Origin of the sequence: Fictibacillus sp. S7, from assembly GCF_004127935.1 — a bacterium.
GTDB classification, from domain to species: Bacteria; Bacillota; Bacilli; order Bacillales; family Fictibacillaceae; genus Fictibacillus_C; species Fictibacillus_C enclensis.
Genome location: NZ_QJKL01000001.1, coordinates 3,456,732 through 3,475,567, shown reverse-complemented (window position 1 = coordinate 3,475,567; position 18,836 = coordinate 3,456,732). Strand labels below are relative to the sequence as shown.

Sequence of the window (18,836 nt, the reverse complement as noted above, 5' to 3'; positions counted from 1 at the left end):
TTTGTCATTTGTTTCGTCTCAGTTGACTACAGGCTCCTTATACCCCATGATGTCAAGTGTGAGTATATACTACTAAAGGAGCTTTTCTCCATGGATAAAGCCTTTAAAACAATGGCCGTCTTTACAAGTGTTATCATGTTTTTATTAATGATCGCCGGTACTCTTGTCACGGACACCGACTCCGGAATGGGTTGCGGCAGTGACTGGCCGTTATGTAATGGTAAATTTATTCCTGAATATACCGTAGCCACGATGATTGAATATACGCATCGTTTGATTACCGGGTTTGCAGGAATTGTTGTTATTATCTTTTCGATCTGGGCATGGCGCCGTTACCGCGGCAATCGCGAAGTAAAGGGTCTTGCCATTCTTGGTATCAGCTTTATTGTCGTTGAATCGCTAATTGGAGCAGCTGCGGTACTTTGGCCGCAATCAGCAGAAGTACTCGCTCTTCATTTTGGATTTTCGCTTCTGGCCTTTACAGGCGTTGTTCTTTTGAGTGTGTTTGTTGTCCAAAAGGACCGCTCGCATTTGCTGATAAAACAATCGGTATCCAAGCGCTTTAAGTGGTTCGCCTGGGTGACCGTAGCCTATGCGTATCTGGATATCTATTCGGGAGCGTATTTGCGACATGTCAAAGCAAGTCTCGCCTGTACCGATTTTCCCGGCTGCTATCCCGGCAACTTCTTGCCGTTTGCGGGACTACCTGGTATCCATTATCTTCACCGGGTCGCCGCTGTTGTGTTGCTCGCGCTTGTGCTCGGACTCTTTATCTATTCCATCCGGCATTTGAAACACGGCCGGCCCGATATCTTTAACGCTTCCCTTCTCGCATTGATTTTGACCCTCTTGCAAGGAGTAAGCGGTGTGGCTGTTGTATTGAGCCGCCTGAATATCTTTGCCACTCTGTCTCACTCGGCATTGATCACCATCCTTTTTGCGGTGCTGTTCTATATTGCCTTGCAGACAACCAAAAGGCCGGAATAATAAATTAGAAAAAACCAGGAGCACCTGATTGGTGCTCCTGGTTTTTTTTGGGTTGGTGGGTGGGGGAAGTGGGACGCTAGTTTACCATAATGGGAGCCTCTATCGCTGTCAACCCCGCTTAATTGCCCCAGATACAGCAAAAAAACAGCTATTCAGCTGTTTTTTTTACTCGTTATCGATTTTTTCATAGATCCTGAGCGCTTCTTCCACTACGTTCCTGTGAATGCCGGTCTTTTCCACAATCCGGCTGGCCCATTCTTCAAGCAATCCTGCCGGCGACTCCAGGATGATTCCGTCATCGGTGCGAAAAAAGCTTTGCCAGTCGTTCATCTCCCAATGGGCGCTTTTGCCGTGGCGAATCACCCGGCATTCCACCTGCGGGAATGATTTGATATGCTTTTGCGAGTAATCGGCAGCTTCCCATAAAACGCCGTCATCAATCGGGCCGGTGTCAAATACCTGTTTCGATACTTTGCCGTTTGGCCGCAGGTAGTGTACTTCAAGCTCATTACCGCTTAAAAATGTTCTGATTTCTGCAGCCGGGAAAAAACCTCTGTGCCACTTCTCATCAGGACTCTCCGCATCCAACGGGATGGGGGAGAGCCACTGATCGCCGAGGTCACAGAGATAGCGGCGGCCCTCTTGATCCAGGGCAATCACTGCCACATGAGCCGCATCTGTCATTAATACGCGTCCGATTCCGTAAGCCTTAATTCCCGCTTCCTTCAGATCGTGGAGCAGCCACAGCGCCAGATCAAAGCAGTTCCCGGTCATGCCATACTGCTCATGATGCTCTTTCATGAGTGATACTTCCCGCTGCTTTTGCCTGTCCATATGTTGGGTACACCACGCTTTGGTCAGGTTTTCCATTGGAAAATCATCAAATCTCCGCCATACGGCAAGGAGTTCTTCAGGTACGTTCATCGCGCACAGCTCCTGGGCTGCTTATTTCACATGCAAGAACTTTACGCAAACCGGATAAGGTACAGCCACGTCGGATTGGATCAAGGTCAATTTGCCGGTGTTTTCATCTCTTGAAAAAAGAACGAGATTGCCGGACTCCTGATTGGACGCGACAATAAATTTTTGGGATGGATCGATTTCAAAGTCACGCGGCCAGTTGCCTTCTGTAGAGGTATGTTCAACAAACGTCAGTTTTCCTGAATCTGAATCGGCATTGAACACGGCGATGCTGTTATGTCCGCGGTTCCCAGCATACACGAAACGGCCGTCTTTGCTCACATGGATTGCACTTCCCTGGTTGTTTTCCGTAAAGCTTTCCGGGATCGTAGAAATGCTCTGTAACACGGAAAAGCTGCATTTCTCTGCATTGTAGGAAAGCACGATTACTTCCGAACTGAACTCGGTCATCAGGTATGCCGTTTTTCCGTTGGGATGGAATTCCAGGTGGCGGGGACCGCTTCCCGGTTTGATTGACAAACTGTTTACTTCCTCAAGCTCGCCATTTTTCAGTTGATATGTGATCAGCTTGTCGATGCCAAGATCGACCACCGCTACAAACCTTTCATCAGGGGTAAAGCCGGCATAGTGGGTATGCGGTTTTTCCTGTCTTTCATCCGGTCCCGAGCCTTCATGGTGGATGACAGATGAAGCCTGGCGCACACCGCCTTCTGCATCATCTACCGCAAACCGCTCAACCGTTCCTTTATGATAATTCGCGGTCAGCACATTGCGGTTTTCACGGTCCACACTGACATGGCAAGGAGATGCTCCTTCTGTCAGCTGGCTGCGCAAGTGAGAAAGCCCTCTGGATTCATTGGTAATTTCATAGGCTGCCACTCCGCCCATGTCCCCGTCTTTTCTTACGGCATACAAGTACTGGTTGTCCTCTGAAATGGTTAAATATGTAGGGTTCCCGAGCTGTGCGGCTACCTTGATATCTGTAATTTCCTGTGCTTCCGTATCCAGGGTAAATGAATAAATTCCTTCACTGTCGCCTTTTGTATAAGTTCCGATATATCCTGCATACTTTGTCATGAATAATTCCCCTTTCTTCTATCCTATTTCTTTGATTTTACCACACGGCATCATTCCTAAGCCCATGAGAACCCTTAGTGTTTACATAAAATAAACAAGGTATTCGCGATGAATACCTTGTTTATTCCACTTATTCGACCGCTTCTTCCGCTGTCCAGGTTGCTTTTGTCAGAGCTTTTTCGAGCTGTTTGACAGCTTTTGCGAAGGCAGCGGGATCATTAGCCTCCTGGGCTTCCACCAATGCAGGCAATGGCTGTGCTGCATAGCCAGTTGTAAGACCCGGTGCGTAAATCTGGTGCTTGAACCAGCTTCTGGAGGCAAGCCCCTGCGGATTGATCAGGTCTCGCTCCTGCTGGATAAGGGCTTTATTCAGCTGCTTAAGCTGCTTTGGTTTCACTTTATCCCCGGCAAGCAAGTCCTGGCTGTACGTTTCCAGGTTCTTGGATGCTTCTTCCCATGCTTGTGCCTTCGCTTTTACATGGCTCATATCGACGCCAAGTGTTCCATCCTTCTCCACGTCTGCCAAAAGTTTTTGTACGGATTGAGCATACTCGGAGTACTGTAACGGAAGCACTTGTGAATTGGCAAGGCGAAGCGCCATGAGACCGGTAAAGCGGCCAGCTGCTGCCTGGTGTTTATAGCCAGGGTCAAACAGCCGTTCCACAGAATCGGTATTGTCATATGCGCTGTGATACAAACCGCCGGCCACACCAAAACCGATATCAGCAGAAGGAACACCAAGATGCTGAAGGAAGGCCGTGTAGTCGGATCCGCTGCCCAACTTGTCAATCTCCTGTTCTTCTCCATTATTGCGAACAAGCATATCGTCGTAAACGGACAAACCGGAGCGAGGCTCGGTCACATTTTTCGCGACATCATAAATGAGGTCATTCAGCGATGGAACGGCTCCGGCACCAAAGAACTGTCCGGCAATGCCATCCATGTTGATGTAGGCAACCGCGTTTTTGATCAAGTCCTTTTGATGCTGCTCCGCATATTCCGTAGATCCGAGCAGGCCGTACTCTTCACCATCCCAGCCGGCCAATACGATGGTGCGGTCAGGGCGCCACCCTTGTTCATAGAGCTTTCCAAGCGAACGTGCGGTTTCCATGATCGTCGCCCAGCTGGAGATGTTATCGCTCGCTCCATACGTCCATGTGTCTCTGTGGCCGCCAATCACGATTTTTTCATTCGGATACTTGGCTCCTTTAAACGTTACCGTGATGTCGTTAATGGGTTTTGTTTCATACTGGATATCCAGGTTGATGCGGGCTTTGGAGGCTGCGCTGCCAAGATGGTATTTAAACGGAAGGCCACCCTGCCAATCTTTCGGCGCTTCCTTTCCTCCCATTGCCTGAAGCAATCCTTTTGCCTCACCGTAAGAGATCGGTGTGGTTGGTATTCTTGGGAGTGAATCCGCGTTTTTGGCTTTGATCCGCTTGACTCCGGCAACTGAGGCTTTGCCTGGTGTCAGCGGATCACCGGGATAATTATAAATGTAGAGAATGCTGCCCCGCTGGATGGCATCGCTCGGACGCCATGGACCATCAGGATATACCGGGCCTTTTACATAGCCATCGTCTTTCGGGTCAGAGTAAATCAGCACCCCTTTTGCGCCGTTCTGTGAGGCGAGGTCGGGTTTTACACCGCGAAAGTTTTTACCATAACGGACAATAACAATCTTGTCTTTCACAGACACACCCTGCATTTTCAATGTTTCAAAGTCTTCTGGCGTTCCATAGTTGGCATACACCAGCTCCCCTTCCACATTTCCTGAAGGAGAGTACGCATTGTAGCCCTCGACGACTTCGTTTTTAAACGGGGTGTTCATTTTCAAATTTTCCATGACGTTCAGTTTTCGTTCAAATGGTGCGGTCTGGGTGACGGAAACGCTGTTGGGGTGGGAGAGGTAAACATCGTAGGTCTGAACTTTCGGGTCTAAGCCTGCTTTCCGTAATTGGTTAAGCGCATATTTGACACCGGCATCATTGCCTTTTGTTCCGACAAGTGCCGGACGCTTACTGAGTGCTCTGCTGTACGTTTTGATCTTATTTTCATTGATTCCATTCTTGAGCTTTTCCTCGAACTGCAGCTGCTTTTCGTACGTACCTTTTGCAAATCCTGTCAGATCCTGCTGCTTCGTTTCAGCGCCGGCCTGAGTAAATGGCAAGGCACCGGATGCCAGAAGGGCAAGCGCCATACTGCCTGCCATGTACTTCGTCCTAGAAAGCCTGGATTTTTCACGTTTTCCCAATCATAAAACCTCCCTCGCTTTTTGACTATATTAGTAGAAGTCTGTAAATTCAGTCAATTTATTACGTTCCATTTGAAGGAAAATGAATCTTTTGTCTTGCGTTCCTTTTGCAGGGCTACTGAGTGACCTATTTTCGGCACGTGTCAAAAGGAGGATGATCATTTTCTGGATATTTCGTGTTATATAATCTCACATGTTCGTTGTAGTCCGGCCGTGTTCTCCGTATAGTCGGAGTAACATGTATAGGGTTCTTCATTTAACGTAAGAACAAAAATTGCCCTCTAGGGTTCCGGTTTTTATAAAAACGTCTGGACCGAGAGAGGGCGTACAGCATCTGCTGTATACACGGAGGGATAAAAGCCCGGGAGACTTTTTTAAAAGTACTCCCGGGTTATTTGTTTTTTTTAACCAAAATGGAAATGAGGGAGCATAACATGAACGGAAAACCAACGTTGGCAAAATCGCTGAAATTGCATCAGGTTGTTTTTATGGGACTGGCCTGGATGACTCCAATGATCTTTTTTACGGTTTATGGTGTGGCCTATCAGGCTGCGCACGGCATGCTGGCTGCTGCTTATGTGACGGCATTTGTCGCCATTTTCTTCACGGCCTACAGCTACAGCCGGATGGTCAAGGCCTATCCGATTTCTGGTTCTGCGTACACCTACACGAAAAAGTCCATTCATCCGCATGCCGGATTTCTTGTGGGATGGGCCCTGCTGATGGATTATATTTTTTCTCCGATTATTGCGATTCTCACCTTTGGGATTTTTATGCATACCGAATTTCCGTCCATTCCAACCGCCGTCTGGATTATTTTGATGAATGTAGTGCTCATTCTGGTGAATATCATCGGAATTAAATCCGTAGCCCGCATCAGCGGAATATCTGTAATGGTCCAGATCGGCTTTATTCTTGTTTTTTGTGTGCTGATCGGCAAGGATCTTCTGACGGGTTCCCCTGCTGTTTTCTCGCTCGCTCCGTTCTTTGGCCCGGAGGTTTCCTTTGGTGCTGTCTTTTCCGGCGCCGCCCTCATCTGCTTTTGCTTTCTTGGATTTGATGCGGTTACCACCATGTCGGAAGAAACGATCGATGCCAGGAAGACGGTCCCTAAAGCTATCTTTCTCATCGTTTTGATCGCTGCTTCTATGTATATCGCAATCTCTTATCTGAGCGAAATCGCCTACCCCCACTTCACCTTTGCCAACCCGGACAATGCCGCCTACCATCTTGTAAAACTTGTCGGCGGAAATCTGCTCAGCGCTTTTTTCATCACCGTTCTTATTGTCGCAACCTTTACGCAGGGCATTTCGTCTGTCACAAGTGTCAGCCGCTTTCTGTACGCACTTGGCCGGGAATCAATTTTGCCGAAAACATGGTTTACTTCGTTGCATCCGAAGTATCAAACACCGGTAACTACCATTCTCGTAGTTGGCGTTATTTCAATGGCCGCCCTGTTTATTAATTTGGACAGCGCCGTCATGTTTGTCAGCTTTGGGGCGTTAACGGCCTTCACCTTTGTTAATTTATCGGTTATTTTCCACTATTACATTAAGCTGAAAAAACGTTCACCGAAGGAAACCTTCCTGTATTTAATCTTCCCGTTAACAGGAGCCGGCTTTATCGGCTGGCTGCTTACCCTGCTTAACCCCTTTACATTGAGTGTCGGAATTGCCTGGGTCATCCTCGGCTTCATCTACCTCTTTGCTAAAAATGAGTGGAGCAAGGTAAAAAAAGGGCAGCCGGAAAGTTCAAAAAAAGAAGGAGCCTTCGCGGCAAGAAAAAGTATGTAAGAAAATCTAACACGTTTATTGTTTTCGGACTTTTTTGAACGTTATACTATATTCACAAACCAATAGACGTTTCCGCAAGATTGCCGGAAACAAAAAAGCTGTCTAGGGTTCCGTTTAAAGCGTCACTTTAAAGTCTGGTCCGAGAGAGAGCGTACAGCAGCTGCTGTATACACGGAAGGATAAAAGCCTGGGAGATGACCACCAATTCTCCCAGGCTTTTGTCTTTTTTTATTTCTAAAAAGGAGCTGTTCATGATGCAAACTGATTCCTATGTAATCCCTGCCGGAGGAAAGTGGTCGGTGACGATCCAGCGCGGAAAACAAATCACGTTTACCGCCCTTGGTGATGGTGCGAATGTTTCCTTGCTTTTATATAACGCCAGTAACACGGCAGAACGTTATAACATGCCGGATACCCTGAAAGCCCAGCATACTTCCCATTTAACCGCCGGACATGTCCTGATGAGCGATAACGGGCGTGTGATGGCCAGTATTACAGAAGATTCCCTTGGCTGGCATGATCCTCTTTCAGGATACGTTACCCGAAAAACCGTAGATGAGCGGTTTGGTAAGACCTCCTATCAAAAGAAAAGAAATGACTGGTACCGAAGCGGAGATGAAAATTTCAAGGTGGAGCTGTTCCGCCAAGGCATGACTGTAAGGGATCTGGTCCCTGTCGTCAACTTATTTTCCAAAGTATTCTGCAACGAGGATGGTGAACTGCATTTTGTTCCCGGCCACTCTAAAAAAGGGGATGTCATTACTCTTAGAACAGAGATGGATGTCATTTTGATGGTTTCCAACACTCCGAATCCACTCGATTCCTCCAGCAGCTATCCTTCAGTGCCGATTGAACTTCTGGTGACGGACGCGGCGCCTGTTGCCGAGGACGATCCATGCGTGAATCATTGTCCGGAAAACCGCCGTGCCTTTGAAAACACATGGAAGGATGAAAAGCTTACAAAAGGAGGAATTGCGTAATGGCTGTATTGCAATATGCTGCAAGCGAACGAAATGCGGAGAATGCCCTATATGATGTAACCCTTCCTGCCGGTGAAGGCTGGACATACACGCTTGAACCTGGACAGGTTTTGAGAATTGTCGATTTGGAAGGAAACCAGGCGGCGGACACCCTTTTTTATGATGCAGATCATCCGTCTGACCACTATAGCGCAGTAAATACAATCCAGCGTCAAGGAAATGTTTACCTGACAACAGGCTCTGTCCTTGTTGCTGAATCCGGGAAAGAACTGGTAAAAATCGTTGCCGATACATGCGGACGCCACGATACACTTGGCGGAGCCTGCTCGGCCCAGAGCAACACCGTCCGCTATTCACACGACACGATTCCTATGCACAATTGCCGGGACACCTTTATGCTGCAGCTTTCCCAATATGGCAATGTGTTCAATAAACGCGACCTTGCGCCAAATGTGAACTTTTTTATGAATGTTCCACTAACTCCTGATGGCGGACTGACGTTTGAGGACGGCGTTTCAGCACCGGGCAAGTATGTAGAGATGCAGGCGGTCAGCCGCACGCTAGTGCTCATCAGCAACTGCCCGCAATTAAACAATCCATGCAATGGCTACAACCCGACACCGATCCGGCTGTTGATCTGGGATAACTGACTTGAGAGAGGGAGGAATACACCATGTTTAAAAAAGTATTGATTGCCAACCGAGGAGCCATCGCCGTCCGGATTGAACGGACTTTGCGAAAGATGGGAATTTCATCGGTCGCCGTGTATACAAAAGCAGATCAGGACAGCCTGCATGTGGACCTTGCAGATGAATCCGTTCTGATTGGCGAAGGTCCGGCGAAAGACAGCTACCTGAATGCCGAGCTTATTCTTAAAATCGCACAAGATACCGGAGCGGAAGCCATCCATCCGGGCTATGGGTTTTTAAGTGAAAATGCCGCATTTGCACGAGCCTGCGAGGAAAAGGGCATTGCGTTTATCGGGCCATCTCCCGAGCAAATTGAACAATTCGGCCTCAAGCACTCTGCTCGTGCTCTCGCTGAAAAAGCGGGTGTTCCTCTTCTGCCCGGCACATCGCTGATCACCAGCCTGGAGAAAGCGGTCGCAGAAGCAGAAAAAATCGGCTATCCAGTCATGCTCAAGAGCACAGCCGGCGGGGGCGGAATCGGCATGCGGGTGTGTGCTGACAATCAGGCATTAACGGACGCCTTTGACTCGGTGGGCCGTCTAGCCCAGACCAACTTCAGCAATGGCGGAGTCTTTCTGGAAAAGTACATTCAAAAAGCCAGGCACGTGGAAGTGCAGATTTTCGGTAATGCTTTTGGTGAGGTTGCGGCACTCGGAGAACGGGACTGTTCCATCCAGCGCCGCAATCAAAAAATTGTGGAAGAAAGCCCCGCCCCATGTTTGGCTCCTTCGGTTCGAGAGGAAATGCACGGAGCGGCCAAACGTTTGGCGGAGGATGTCGGGTACCGCAGTGCCGGAACCGTTGAATTTTTATACGATCCAAAGACGGAGCAATTTTATTTCCTTGAAGTGAATACCCGCCTGCAGGTCGAGCATGGCGTGACCGAAGAAGTGCTGAAGATTGATCTGGTGGAATGGATGGTTTGTGAAGCCGCTAATGAACTAAAAGGTCTTCATTCGCTGTATGATTCGCCAAAAGGACACAGTATTCAGGCACGAATTTATGCCGAGGACTGCCAGCAGGATTTCCGGCCAAGCGGCGGAAAACTTGATGGGGTCTACTTTTCAGACCAGGCGCGTGTGGAGACATGGATCCGAGACGGACTGGTGGTTACCCCTCTTTATGATCCGATGCTGGCCAAGATTATCGTTCATGCCGACACCCGTGATGAAGCACTCGACCGGCTCGCTGATGCGCTTGCGGACACACGCTTTTATGGGGTCACAACCAACCTTCAGTATATCGGCGCTTTACTGGAGGACGAAGACTGCCGGTCGGGCAAAGTGTATACACAAATGCTGAAGAACTTCTCTCCGGCGGAACAGGCGATCGAAGTCATCGACGGCGGTATCCAGACGACCGTCCAGGATTGGCCAGGCCGCACCGGGCACTGGGATGTCGGCGTTCCGCCGTGCGGTCCGATGGATCCTTTCGCCTTCCGCATCGGCAACCAACTCCTCGGTAATCAGGATAACGCTGCCGGTTTGGAATTTACGCTGCGCGGCGGTTCGTATTCTTTTCGTTCGGAGACTGTCTTTTGCCTGACCGGGGCGGATATGCAGCCAAAATTGGATGGTAAGGACATCCCCATGTACCGCGTTATCAAGGCTCGACGCGGACAAGTGCTTATGCTGGGGGAAGCAGTGAAAGGCATGCGTTCGTATCTGCTCGTGGCCGGCGGATTGGATATGCCTCTCCACCTTGGCAGTGCGTCGACCTTTACACTGGGAGGCTTCGGCGGTCACGGCGGCCGTGCGCTCAGAACGGGTGATGTGCTGCGGCTGAATGAAGGTGGTGTGCCATCTGTTACAGGGCTGCCTGCGGAAAAAAGGCCTCGGCTCACAAATGAATGGACGATTGGTGTCATTCCCGGTCCCCATTGCACGGAGGAATTTTTACAGCCTGACTACTTACAGCAGCTGACGGAAACGAAATGGGAGGTTCATTTTAACAGCTCGCGCACCGGTGTGCGGCTGATAGGTCCTGCCCCGCTCTGGACACGTGAAGACGGAGGTGAGGCGGGTCTGCATCCTTCCAACATTCACGACAATGCCTATGCAGTCGGCACACTGGATTTGACCGGTGACATGCCGATCCTCCTCGGTCCCGATGGCCCAAGCCTGGGAGGATTTGTTTGCCCGGTAACAACGGCTTCTGCAGAGTTTTGGAAGATTGGTCAGCTTCATGCCGGTGACACGGTACAATTTCAGCTCCTGACATTGGAAGAGGCGGAACAGCTGCGTGCGTCACAGGAGGATTTCCTAGTCAGGATTGCTGATCCGTCCGGAGCTGCTGAACTTCCCGGATTGCCAACTATTGCAGAACGCCTTTCACAGAATTATCCGGTTCTCGTTCATCAGGAGAACGGACCGATTCCTTTTACCATCCGGGCGGCAGGAGATGAGAACGTACTGGTGGAATACGGCGAAATGGAGTTGGATCTTGTCCTCCGATTTAAGGTTCATGCGTTGATGGAAGCCATCAGTAAACGCAGTGATCTGCCGGTGCTGGATCTGACACCAGGCATCCGGTCGCTGCAGGTACATATTGATGCATCGCGAATGCCCGTCTCCTTGCTTGCCAAGGAAATCGAGGCGATAAATGAGCAGCTTCCTCCTCTTGAGGAAATTGAAGTGCCTTCACGAATCGTGCGTCTTCCCCTCTCCTGGGATGACCCGGCCACACAGCTGGCCATCGACCGCTACCAGAAAAATGTCCGGCCCGATGCACCATGGTGCCCGAGCAACCTGGAATTTATCCGGCGGGTAAACGGGCTAAATGATATTGACGACGTGAAAGAGATTGTTTTTAACGCTAATTATCTTGTACTTGGATTGGGTGATGTTTATCTCGGAGCTCCGGTTGCCACCCCGGTTGACCCTCGCCACCGGCTGGTCACCACCAAATACAATCCAGCACGGACCTGGACACCGGAAAACGCAGTAGGAATCGGCGGATCGTATATGTGTATCTATGGGATGGAAGGCCCTGGCGGCTATCAGTTTGTCGGCCGGACCGTACAGGTTTGGAACGGTAAAAGAGAAACGGAAAACTTCCAAAAAGAAAGGCCATGGCTGCTTCGTTTCTTTGATCAGATTCAGTTTTATCCGGTGAGTACAGAGGAACTGACAGACATGCGCGAGGAATTTTTGCGAGGCAGATTCCAAGTGGATGTGACAGAAACGACGTTTAAACTGAGCGAGTACCTCAGCTTTTTGGAATCGATTGAGGAAAGTGCCCAGGAGTTCCGCGAGACACAGCAGGCTGCTTTCCGGGCGGAGCGCGAAAGCTGGAAAGCTCAAAATCTTGCAGAATACGTGTCCGTTCACGAAGCGGCCGAAATGACGGAAGAAGTGCTTCCGGAAGGCGCGGAGGCCGTTCGCTGCACACTGCCGGGCAGCATATGGAAAGTTCTTGTCGCACCGGGTGATTCTGTCAGAAAAGGCGACGTGCTCATTATCGAAGAAAGTATGAAAATCGAATTTCCTCAAGTTTCGCCGTTTGACGGAACCGTTCGATCCGTTGATGTTTCGCCGGGGGATGAAGTCCATGCCGGCCAGCTCATTGTGTCTCTATCAAAAGAAAAGGCAGGTACCGCTCATGAAAACCATGAATCTTCCAAAAACGTTATCCATTCTTGATTTAAGAGAGAAGTACCGGTCGGGCGAACTGACACCTGAAGCGCTTGTCAGCGAAATTATTTCCCGGGCAGAAGCCGACCGGGTCTACAACATTTGGATTACCCCTCCTGCACAGGAAAGCATCCAGCCCTTTTTGGACGGACTGAAGGAAAAAGACCCTGAAACCTCTCCTCTTTGGGGCATACCTTTTGCCCTAAAAGATAACATCGATCTGGCTGGCATTCCCACTACGGCGGGATGCCCGGAGTACACCTATCATCCAGATGAAGACGCCACGATCATTCACCGTCTCATTGAAGCCGGTGCGATCCCGCTCGGAAAAACCAATCTTGACCAGTTCGCGACCGGCCTTGTTGGAACAAGAAGCCCGTACGGCGAGGCAAAAAACGCATTGAACCCTGACCTTATAAGCGGCGGATCGAGCTCCGGCTCAGCCGTTGCTGTGGCCCGGGGCCAGGCTGCCTTTTCACTCGGCACAGACACTGCCGGCTCCGGCCGTGTTCCGGCGGGATTGAACCGTCTGATCGGTTATAAACCAAGCCTGGGTGCCTGGCCGGTAAAAGGGGTGGTCCCAGCCTGCGCCAGTCTGGATTGTGTCACCGTTTTTGCTCACTCCATAGAGGATGCGATGCTGGTGGATGAAGTGGTCCGCGGCTTTGATGAAAGTGATCCTTGGTCACGTTCGGTTAAACGCCGGACCTCTGCTCTTCCTGAAAAAATTTGTTTGCTGAAAGAACCATTATCATTTTATGGCCCTTTCGCAGAACAATACGAAAAAGCCTGGGAAACTGCCGTTACGGAGGTAAAAAAACTCGGACTTCCTGTTGAATATATTGATGGAAGCTATTTGTCCGAGGCGGCAGCTGTACTGTATGACGGACCATGGGTGGCGGAGCGCTGGGCGGCGCTCGGAGAATTTATTACAGCTCATGAGCAGACTGTTTTTCCTGTGACAGAAACGGTCCTTCGTTCAGGAGCAAAACCTGAATATACTGCAGCCTCTTTGTTCAAAGCGATGCATAAACTCCAGAGCTTTAAACAAAAAGCGCATCAGCAGCTCAAAAACGCGGTGCTCATCATGCCAACTGCCGGTGGTACGTGGACTCGGGAAGAAGTAAGAGAAAATCCGATTGAATCCAACAGCAAAATGGGCCTTTATACAAACCACTGCAATCTTTTGGATTTGTGTGCAGTGAACATTCCTGCCAAGGATGCCGGCAGCGAGCTCCCGTTTGGCATTACCTTGTTCTCGGGTCCTGAAAATGAACACTTGATCACCGGTCTTTCTAAAGCGTTCCTGACAGGCAAATCCCAGCCGGCAAACGAAACCTCTGTTCTTTTGGCGGTATGCGGACTGCACATGCGTGGCTTTGCCCTTGAAAAGCAGATGAAAGAACATGGCGCTTCATTTGTCCGGGAAGCCAGAACCGCACCGTTTTACAAGCTGGTTTCGTTAGATACTGTGCCAAGGAAGCCGGGCTTGATCCGCTCGGGAGTCGACGGTGCTTCTATTGAGCTGGAGCTTTGGAATATGCCGCTCTCTGAGCTTGGCTACTTTTCCTCGTTGATTCCCGCACCGCTTGGCATTGGAAAAGTCGAGCTTGAAGATGGAACCGTGGTCCCCGGATTTATTTGCGAAGGAGTGGCTGCTGAAACGGCAGATGATATTTCTCACCTTGGTGGCTGGCGTAATTATAAGCAGTAACAAACACAAAGGAGGAACCCTTTACGTAACGAAGGGTTCTTCTTTTTCCTTATGAAGAATGCATGCAAGCCTTAACGAAGTCATCATCGTTTAAATGGGGATAGTCTCTGTACACCCTGTCGATTTCCTCGGACTGGCCGGGACTTAAATGCTCTTTTTCAAGCAGACACCAATTGCCCTGTAGGAGTCCCTGGCGGGCAAGCACTTCATTGATGCCGGCAATACATCCTTTAAAACCATTCGCCGCATCAAAGAAAACGGCATTCGCATCTGTAATTTCAAGGCTTTTCTGCAGCAGCGAAGCAGGAATACTGCCACTGTTACGCACCTGCTTGATCTCATCGAGCAGTTCGACCGCCTTTTTCGTCCAAACCGCCCAATGTCCAAGCAGGCCGCCTACAATTTCTTTTCTGACTGTCTGTCCCTCCACATTGATTTCATAGGAAGTGAGAAGGTCTTGAACGATATTATCATCGTTTCCTGTGTAAAGAGCGATCTCATCCCGCCTCTCAGAATGGCAGACCGCCCGGATCACATCCAGCGTCTGATATCGGTTGAAAGGCGCCATCTTGATCGCATGTACATTGGGAATGTCAGCGAACACCCTCCAAAAGTCGTATGAGAAGACGCGGCCTCCAACAGAGGGCTGAAGATAAAAACCAAACACCGGCAGAATCTCTGAAACCCTACTTGTCCTCTCGAGCATCTCAGCCTCCGTTAAGTCATTCAGTCCGCCAGGGCTAAGCAGACCGAGATCATAGCCCATAGATCTTGCAATGAACGCCTCTCTCTCGGCCTGTTCGATGCTACCGCAAATTCCGGCCACTTTGATAAACGGGTTCCGCAGTTCTCTTTTATCTACTTCTTCTGCCGCAAGCCGCAGCACTTTTTCATAGAGATTATACATTGGATCCCTGATTTCAAACTGGGTCGTATGAACACCAACCGCTATTCCACCTGCACCGGAATCCATATAATAGTTAGTAAGTCTCCTCTGGCTCGTTTCATCAAGCTGACGGTTCCGATTCAGGGCCAGGGGATGGGCTGGAATGACCGTTCCGTCCAACAAAAGCTTCTTAACCTTTGGCTCCAGCATATTAAAATGCTCCCTGCCTTTCCTGAAAATGGGTTGGTTTATCAATGGTCTGACCGTCCCCCTTTATCCAATCGGCGGTCCAGGCGATCATAGTATTTAAAGACACAGAAGGATATCCAAATAAGTGATGCGCCTTGGAAGAATTATTAAGCAGAGCTGTTGGCTGCTCTTCTCCGACAAAGGTGACCGGCTTGTTGAGCCGTGCTGCAAATTGCTGTGCCAGCCAGCGGATGGACACCGTTTCAGGACCCGTGATGTTCAGAACAGCAGGTGGGCTTTCACTTAGAAGCAATGAACGAAGCGCATATTCGTTAGCGTCTCCCTGCCAAATCACGTTCACATGACCCATCCTCACATCGACCGGCTTTTCTTGATACACCTGTTTGGCAATTTCCAATAGAACTCCGTATTTCATATCAATGGCATAGTTCAGCCGAAACAACGTAACCGGTGTGCCATTCTTGCGGGAGAAGTAGGAGTAAATTCGTTCTCTGCCAAGACAGGACTGCGCATACTCACCGACAGGATGGACCGGATGTGTTTCATCGCACCCTCCCTGCGCCAAGGGAACAAGGGGATATACATTTCCAGTGGAAAATACCACATGACGTGCATTGGGAAACCGCTCCGCCACACGGCCGGGCAAATACGTATTCATCGCCCACGTGTACTGTTCATTGCCGGTTGTGCCGAATTTATGGCCTGCCATATAAATCATGTTCTCCGCCTCTGGCAGCCTTTGCAAATCCTCTTCTCTCAACAGATCTGCACTGATGGTTTCAATTCCCGCCTCCTCCAGTTCGGTTCGAAGCGTTCCGGAGGAAAAGCGCGAGACACCGATCACGCGCTTTGATAGATTTCCTGCGTCAATGGCCCGTTTGGCAAGCTTCGCCATCGACGGCCCCATCTTCCCTCCGATTCCTAAAATCATAATATCTCCATTAATCTGCTTGATATCTTCAATCAGCCGCTCTGACGGCTTTGTCATCACTTCTTCCAGTTCCTGCATGGTGTTCATGGTTTCACCTCATTTTTAGTTTTAAATTAGAGATAATATTCCTTCCATACTTTCATGATATAATGCGCCATCCTGTAAAAAAACGACATAAATCCGTCCATAATTCATAAAAAAAGCCAGGCACCGCTTCATACGATACCTGGCTTAGAAATTTAACTTTTTAAAAAGAAACACAGTGCCCTCGGAAGGTCCTCCTTCCAGAAAACCCATCTGTGTTCCTCATCCTCGACATGATAATCGAGGGAAAGCTCCTTCTCTTCAAAAACCTCCATCATGCGCTGATTTCCGTCATAGATATGGGCAATCTCTCCCGTGACCGGTGACTTGAAGTTGTTTTCTCGCTCACCGACGACCTGATAGATTTTCCAGTCCGGCTGCCCGATCTGCCGGTGTGCTTCCTCTGCCATTTCTTCATTAAATGCTGAAGACTGCAACAGAAGGTGTGACCAGCGTTCAGGTTTTCTCATGGCAAGGTATAACGAAATAACCCCGGCCAGAGAATCGCCCATCAAGCCCATCTTCACCACATTCATATTGATGGCTTTGAGCTTTTGCTGTGCATCAGGAAGCACTTCCTCATAAAAGAATTCGGTGAAATCGTTAAAGTGCTCCCCCTTGGGATGGTAAACCTCCCGCCGCTGTGATGGAGAACCCGGACTCACGGTAATCATCACAAGGTTGGACGCCAGCTCTGGCTTTTCCTCCAGTAACTTTTCAAACGTTTCCTGAAGCCCTCCAAGCTTCATGTAATAATACCCGTCCTGCACGAAGAGAAGCTGCACATCCCCTTCCTGCAGCTGGTCCGAAAACAGCCATTTCACCTCGATATCTCGGTTTAACTGTTTGCTGTGCATGCGGTTTTCATTGATTAATACACTAATGGGTACCCCTCCTGACTGCTCTATGTTATCCACCGTTTATCATAGCATGAAAGAGTTGGTCTTTTAAAATATGCTTTATTAAATCAGGTAAAATGGTATAATTAGGAAAAAATGTGAGTGCTTAGGTCCTGAAGATGTAATCACTCAATATTTGCCCATTTCCATCGTGGTCTGCCTGGTTCTGTTCACCGTGTTTATCATTCGTTTTTTATCAAATTTTCTCGAAAATAAGAAAAGCGTACGGCCCTGGGGAGTCATACGCTTTTGTTGATTATCTCTCCTCAATCGGCTCTTCTGCCATGCTTCGGTCCTTAATCAAGAACGTCAGAGCGAGCGCGATCAGGGAAAGCGCGGAAATGACCATAAAGGCCATGTTGGCGCCATAAATGTCGGCATGCTTCACACCTGGTGCCGCATTGGACTGGGTAGTGGTCATGACGGTAACAAGGATCGCCGTTCCGACCGAAGCCGCGATCATCCGCATCGTATTATCCATGGCTGCTCCATGCGGGATAAGCCGTTTTGGCAGCTGATTCAGCCCTGCTGTGGAAGCCGGCATCATCACCATGGATAAGCCAAACATCCGCACACTGTATAAAATGGTGATATACATAAATGAAGTGGACGGATCCAAAAAGGACAGTCCGAGAGAGGTTCCCGTAATAATCACCAGGCCGGTAAACGCCAGCCAGCGGGCACCGATCCGGTCAAAAATCCTCCCCGTAATCGGTGACATCAGCCCTGAGATCAAAGCGCCCGGCAACAGTGCAAGGCCTGCCTCAAACGCAGAGAATCCCCTCATATTTTGCATGAACAATGGAATGATCGTTTCCGAACCGATCAGCCCCATGAACGTGATCGCTCCAATCATTACCGTAAAAGGGAAAATCCCTTTCGTAAACACTCTGAATTCCAGCATGGGATGATTCATTCGCAGCTGACGTGTGATGAACAACACGAGAGCAAGCGCCCCCAAAGCGAGTGATATGATCGTCATTTGTGCCGACCAGCCGTTATTCCCTGCACTTGTAAATCCGTACAGCAAACCGCCAAAGCCGAGCGAGGATAGAACAATCGACAGGACATCCACTTGCGGCTTCGTCACTTCGGTCACATTTTTCAAAGCAAAATAAGCCACAACGATATCGATCAGTGCGATTGGCAAAATGATGAAGAATAATACCCGCCATGAATAATGGGAGGTAACCCAGCCGGATAACGCAGGGCCGATTGCCGGCGCAAACGAAATGACGAGACCAATCAGTCCCATCGCCGCACCGCGCTTATTGACCGGGAAAATCATTAAAAATACGGTCTGCATGAGCGGCAGCATCACACCGGCTCCGCTCGACTGGATAACCCTTCCCAACAGCAGCATTTCAAAATTGGGAGCCATACCTGCCACCAGTGTGCCAAAAGCAAAAACGCTCATTGCCGTAATAAACAACTGTCTGGTTGTAAAACGCTGCAATAAAAAAGCGCTGACAGGGATCATAATTCCGTTCACGAGCATAAATACGGTAGTCAGCCATTGCGCACTGTTCGCTGTAATATGCATTTCCGCCATGACCGGAGGAATCGCCGTAATCATGAGCGTTTGGTTGAGAATCGCGATGAACGATCCCGCAAGAAGGAGCGTGACAATGGTAGACTGTTTGTAACTTGTAGTTTCCATCTATTTTGACCCTCATTTCCTTTCTAAATTAGTCCGATAAACCCCATATTACCTGAAAGAAAATGGGATAGCGAATTACGTGCCTCGAAATTCATTAGATTTTTTTCACATAAAAAAGC

General features: G+C 49.3%; 13 protein-coding genes and 2 riboswitches. Of the genes, 6 read left to right on the top strand and 7 right to left on the bottom strand.

Annotated elements, in window-relative coordinates:
* Positions 1-90 precede the first annotated feature (90 nt).
* The gene (locus DMO16_RS17920; RefSeq protein WP_061973804.1) at positions 91-987 is read left to right on the top strand and encodes a COX15/CtaA family protein; all 897 of its coding nucleotides are present in this window, start codon (positions 91-93) and stop codon (positions 985-987) included.
* Between the two features lie 165 nt (positions 988-1,152).
* Here the strand turns inward: DMO16_RS17920 and DMO16_RS17915 are convergent, their stop codons facing one another.
* The 3 genes from DMO16_RS17915 to DMO16_RS17905 form a co-directional block, all read right to left on the bottom strand.
* Positions 1,153-1,911, bottom strand: a complete 759-nt coding sequence (locus tag DMO16_RS17915) for a hypothetical protein (RefSeq protein ID WP_129479029.1) — start codon at positions 1,909-1,911, stop codon at positions 1,153-1,155.
* Positions 1,912-1,932: 21 nt separating this feature from the next.
* Entirely contained in the window at positions 1,933-2,985 is a 1,053-nt protein-coding gene (locus tag DMO16_RS17910; protein WP_129479027.1) for a lactonase family protein, read from the bottom strand.
* A gap of 130 nt (positions 2,986-3,115) precedes the next feature.
* Positions 3,116-5,239 (bottom strand): M28 family metallopeptidase, encoded by a 2,124-nt coding sequence (locus DMO16_RS17905; protein WP_241840591.1) that lies wholly within the window; start codon positions 5,237-5,239, stop codon positions 3,116-3,118.
* A 270-nt stretch (positions 5,240-5,509) separates the two neighbouring features.
* A riboswitch (guanidine-I (ykkC/yxkD leader) is annotated at positions 5,510-5,609 on the top strand.
* A 64-nt stretch (positions 5,610-5,673) separates the two neighbouring features.
* On the opposite strand from DMO16_RS17905, the gene DMO16_RS17900 reads away from it, so the two are divergent.
* From DMO16_RS17900 to atzF, 5 genes are all read left to right on the top strand, one after another.
* Positions 5,674-7,032 (top strand): APC family permease, encoded by a 1,359-nt coding sequence (locus DMO16_RS17900; RefSeq protein WP_129479025.1) that lies wholly within the window; start codon positions 5,674-5,676, stop codon positions 7,030-7,032.
* Positions 7,033-7,123: 91 nt separating this feature from the next.
* A riboswitch (guanidine-I (ykkC/yxkD leader) is annotated at positions 7,124-7,228 on the top strand.
* Positions 7,229-7,283: 55 nt separating this feature from the next.
* Positions 7,284-8,012, top strand: coding sequence for an urea amidolyase associated protein UAAP1 (locus tag DMO16_RS17895; protein ID WP_129479023.1), 729 nt, complete (start codon positions 7,284-7,286; stop codon positions 8,010-8,012).
* A complete protein-coding gene (locus DMO16_RS17890) occupies positions 8,012-8,662 on the top strand; it encodes an urea amidolyase associated protein UAAP2 (protein ID WP_129479021.1) in 651 nt (216 codons plus the stop codon). Before DMO16_RS17895 ends, DMO16_RS17890 begins: the two co-directional genes overlap by 1 nt.
* A 23-nt stretch (positions 8,663-8,685) precedes the next feature.
* A complete protein-coding gene (gene uca, locus DMO16_RS17885) occupies positions 8,686-12,342 on the top strand; it encodes an urea carboxylase (protein ID WP_129479019.1) in 3,657 nt (1,218 codons plus the stop codon).
* The gene (gene atzF / locus DMO16_RS17880; protein ID WP_129479017.1) at positions 12,302-14,047 is read left to right on the top strand and encodes an allophanate hydrolase; all 1,746 of its coding nucleotides are present in this window, start codon (positions 12,302-12,304) and stop codon (positions 14,045-14,047) included. Before uca ends, atzF begins: the two co-directional genes overlap by 41 nt.
* Positions 14,048-14,096: 49 nt before the next feature.
* Here the strand turns inward: atzF and DMO16_RS17875 are convergent, their stop codons facing one another.
* The 4 genes from DMO16_RS17875 to DMO16_RS17860 all read right to left on the bottom strand — a co-directional run bounded on the left by DMO16_RS17875 (position 14,097) and on the right by DMO16_RS17860 (position 18,717).
* Positions 14,097-15,143 carry a dihydrodipicolinate synthase family protein gene (locus DMO16_RS17875; RefSeq protein WP_129479015.1) on the bottom strand — a complete coding sequence of 349 codons (1,047 nt, stop codon included), beginning with the start codon at positions 15,141-15,143 and terminating at the stop codon, positions 14,097-14,099.
* 1 nt (position 15,144) lies between these two features.
* On the bottom strand, positions 15,145-16,161 hold the full coding sequence (locus DMO16_RS17870) for an NAD-dependent epimerase/dehydratase family protein (protein ID WP_129479013.1): 1,017 nt from the start codon (positions 16,159-16,161) through the stop codon (positions 15,145-15,147).
* A gap of 152 nt (positions 16,162-16,313) precedes the next feature.
* On the bottom strand, positions 16,314-17,075 hold the full coding sequence (locus tag DMO16_RS17865; protein ID WP_129479011.1) for an alpha/beta hydrolase: 762 nt from the start codon (positions 17,073-17,075) through the stop codon (positions 16,314-16,316).
* 238 nt (positions 17,076-17,313) lie between these two features.
* The gene (locus tag DMO16_RS17860; RefSeq protein WP_129479009.1) at positions 17,314-18,717 is read right to left on the bottom strand and encodes a DHA2 family efflux MFS transporter permease subunit; all 1,404 of its coding nucleotides are present in this window, start codon (positions 18,715-18,717) and stop codon (positions 17,314-17,316) included.
* Between the last annotated feature and the right edge of the window lie 119 nt (positions 18,718-18,836).